This is a genomic window from Halobacteriovorax sp., assembly GCF_041587335.1.
Classification (GTDB): Bacteria; Bdellovibrionota; Bacteriovoracia; order Bacteriovoracales; family Bacteriovoracaceae; genus Halobacteriovorax.
This window is the reverse complement of the sequence record NZ_JBFGYP010000184.1, coordinates 1-4,335: the sequence shown is the minus strand read 5'-3', so window position 1 is coordinate 4,335 and position 4,335 is coordinate 1. Positions and strand designations below refer to the sequence as shown.

The 4,335-nt window shown below is 33.5% G+C and carries 2 protein-coding genes; both read right to left on the bottom strand.

What is annotated here, in order from left to right; genetic code table 11:
- A partial coding sequence (locus tag ABX784_RS15725) for a PAS domain-containing protein (RefSeq protein WP_372656016.1) occupies window positions 1–3,047 on the bottom strand: 3,047 nt, incomplete at its 3' end.
- 150 nt (window positions 3,048–3,197) lie between these two features.
- On the bottom strand, window positions 3,198–4,335 hold a 1,138-nt coding region (locus ABX784_RS15720; RefSeq protein ID WP_372656015.1), incomplete at its 5' end, for a sensor histidine kinase.

Here is a 4,335-nt window from a genome sequence, read left to right as displayed (position 1 = left end):
TTTTCCGAAGCATCTGCAATAATAGAGAGTGCTTCTTTACCATTAGAAGCAATAGTACATTCATACCCAAGCTTTCTAAGCATCATCGATGCAATTTTCTGATTAACTAAATTGTCCTCAACAAGCAAAATTTGGCACGGATACTCTAAAGCAAAGTTTCGATCAATTTTCTTTGTCGCAGCTTCTTTTTCTATAATAATATCTTGATCATTTTTTCCAACTTTTAAAGGTAGTGTGAATGTGAAAGTAGACCCATTGTTGAATTTACTATCTAACTCTATTTTACCACCCATTAAGCCTATTAAACTGGCACAAATTGAAAGACCAAGTCCCGTTCCTCCATATCGCCTTGTAATAGAGGAATCAGCTTGAGAAAAGGCCTCAAACATTTTGTCTTGAACATCTTCTTTTATACCGATACCTGAGTCGATGACTGATATAGATAAGGAAATATTCTTAACATCTAATTTCTTTGCTCTTACTTTTACTTTAATACTACCTTCACTCGTAAACTTAACAGCATTAGATAAGAAGTTGATTAGAACTTGTCTAATTCGAGTGGCATCCCCCTCCAAATACGACGGTACACTTTCATCAATATCACTTATTAGATCTATCCCCTTCTCTGAGGTTGAACTTGAGAAAAGATAAATAGAGTTTTCAATACAATCTCTAGTATCAAAATTTCGATACTCTAGCTTAAACTTACCAGCATCAATCTTACTTAGATCTAGAATATCATTTAAAATAGTCATTAAAATACTACCAGATGACTGGATCGTTTCAATCATCTCTACTTGCTCATTAGTTAACTTTGAATCAGCAAGTAGTGAGATCATTCCGAGAATTCCATTCATTGGAGTTCTAATTTCATGAGACATATTTGCTAAAAAGCTAGACTTTGCTCTGTTGGAGCTTTCTGCTTCCTCTTTCGCTCGAATCAGATCTTTCTTGTTTAAAACTTCTTTTGTATAGTCCCAGTTTACACCTAATATTTTAGTAGCTTTTCCATCAATATCACGAACGACATCGGCCAAAGCTTTTATGTACTTAATTCTTCCAGTTTTTGTAATAATTCTAAAACTTGCTTCATGTCTATCGTGATACTTTAAAGTTTCTACAAACTCACGCTGCGCTTGCTCTTTATCATCTGGATGAATAAGCTCTTCCCAAATTTGGAAGTTCGATAAATAATCGCTCTTCTCTATCTCCCATAAACGATACATACTATTATCCCACTCAATCCTCTTTTCGTTAGGATATAGTGTCCATAGAGCAACACCAGTACTTTCAAGAATTATATTTTTTTCATATTCTTTTTCATTCTTATATTCTTCCAGCTTCATGTAAGCGATCATTTCTGATATCACTTGAACTAAAGGGAAAATATACTCATAAAACTCAAAATTATATTTTTTAGAATTTGAGCCTATCAACATGATTAAACCATCATTAGCTTTAGTATAAACGGGAAAACCGATATAGTTTTTAACAGAACTTATTTGGAAACACCCGCTGGATGTATAATCACTTAAGTAATGATCTCCCGCATGAAATATATTTTCAAATATACCTTCTACTTCATCTTTCTTATTAATGAGTTCAACCAATTCAGAGTTATATAGAACTCTTACATTATTTTTGGAAGCATCATAGTTGGCAAGAATACCAATATTAGAATCACAAATCTTTAACAGAGAATAAAAGGCATACCTATAAAAGCTCTTGTGGTCGTCTTTAAATGTTATATATTTTTCTCTAACATTTTTTATAGCATTATCAATTCGTTCTTTTTTCTTAATTGTACTAATGTCTGCATAGGTTCCAGAGAAATGCAGAGGTTTACCATCTCTATCTCTCTTTACAATTACACCCTGATCTAGAATATATAACCAGTCTCCATTTTTGTGCTGTACTCTATAAACACTTCGGTACTCTGTCGTAATTCCTTCAAGGAAATTAAACATGTCTGCTTCAGCTTGTTCTATATCTTCAGGGTGTATCCTTGAGAGCCTCTCCTCTACCTTACCTTCAAGATCAATACGATTTAATCCAAACATTTCAATCCAACGATCATCATATACAACCGAATTATCTTTTAAGTCCCAATCCCAAATTCCTAATTTAGCATTATCCATTTTAACATCTAGATACTTACTTAACTCTATCAGCTTTAACTCATTAACTTTATATTTTGTAATATCTTGAAAAGTTCCAACTAATTTTGTGGCGACACCATCCTCAAGAACTGCTCTACCTACAGAGCGTACCCATTTACTATTTCCATGATTATCTTTAAATTCAAATACATCATCGAAAGGCTCATGCTCATTGATACAGTTATCCATTAATTTTGAAAGCCTTTCTCTTGAATCATTCACATAGTTTGAAAGACCATCAATTTTAAAAGTAGGCGTCCCTATCTCAACTCCGTAAATTCTATAAATTTCATCAGTCCATATAACTTCAGATGTCTCTAAGTTTAACTCCCACCCTCCGGTAGAAGACATACTTTCAACTTCTTGCAGTCGTTCTTTTGTTGTATGTAGTTCAATATTAATTAGTCTTTGAGTAAATAGAGAAATAATATTATTTGATAATGCTTTTAGTGAAAGAATTTGATTTTCAGACAACTTCTTAGGTTCATGATCTATCACACACAGGGTACCGATTCTAAGGCCATCGGGTGTTATCAAGGGAGCTCCAGCATAGAATCTAACCCTTGGCTCACCTAAAAGAAGTGGGTTATCACAGAATCTATCATCTTCTTTGGCGTCTTCAACGATAAATATTTCATCAGACATTATAGCGTGACCACAGTATGAAATATCTCTAGGTGTCTCTTTTGCGCCTAGACCAAAGCTAGATTTAAACCATTGCCTATCTGAGTCGATTAAACTAATTAAAGCTATCTTCGTCTCACAAATACCTGCTGCAATTCTAGTGATATCATCAAACAAGTCTTCAACTTCAGTATCAAGAAGTTGATATTTCTCTAAGGCGGCTAAGCGTTCTTTTTCATTACTAGGAATTGGTGCTTTTTTCACATTTGTCTCAAATATTAAAGTTTATTCATTTATCGTCAAATAATACAAAATTCTTAAGATTAAGAATATAGATATATATACTTAACTGACTATTATCACTAAGCTTAATATAAGAGTAATATAACTTTTTAAATAAATGGTTAAGACTTCTTAAACAACGTAAGGAAGCTCAAGTACAAATGTTGCTCCCATCTGAGGACCGTCAGACTTTCCAGTCAGTGAACCTCCAAGACCTTGAGCAACAATTGAAGAGTTATGAAGGCCGTAACCACTGTGTTTATCACTCGTAGAGAATCCAGCTGAGAATATAGAGCCTAAAGTTGCCTCAGTCATACCTACACCGTTATCACTGACTTCAATAATTATCTTATTACCCCTTAGTTTTACCAACGTATTAACCTGAGCGTTTCGATCAATCTTACGACACGCCTTCAAGGAATTGGAATATAGATTTATTAATATATTCTTCACTTTCTCAAAATCAATCTTTGGCTGTCCATCGATCTCTATTTTTACAAGGTGTTTAACACTTTCACTAAGTGAAGTGAAAGTTGAAGCTTCTTCAATTAAAAGTCCAAAGTCTGATTTCTCCAATAGAGCAAACCCATGAATATTTTTATTTTCTTCTCTAATCATTTTCATCATCATTCTTAATTTATCTTCAATCTTAGTCACCCTTTCAGTTTGATCGTCTATAAACTCATCTGAAAGACCCCTCATTTCTTTTAAAAATTCTAACATCCTCTTCCCCACAGGATCTCTTTCTATGAACTCTGAAAATGTCCCTTCATAATTATCTATTTTAGATATTAATGCGTTTAATACTTCAAGGGAGCTCTCCGACTTGAGACTTCTCTTCATTATCTCAAATTGTCCCAGTAAATACATAGAACTATTTCCAACATTATGAAGAACATTTGCAGCAACTTCCGCTCTACCAGCATCCTTAGCAATGTCAACAATCTCTCGTTGAGCCATTTTAAGCTCGTATGCTATCGCTTGGGCCTTATCTCTTTCGTTTTTTAACTCTCTTGTTCTTAGGGCCACCTGTTTTTCTAACTCGTTATTAAAGAGTGTTAACTTTTCATACATTTCTATATTATCTAAGGACATTTCCAGCTGTTGAACTAAAAGATTGATTGTTTTAAAATTTTCGCTATTGAAATGATTTTTACTTTTAGTGTTTATAAGTATCAATACTGAATTTGTAGAAACAGGATAACATAAAACTCCATAACTAGTTTCACCATGGACTTCAACTAATCTAGAATGATCTAAGTTGTTAGTG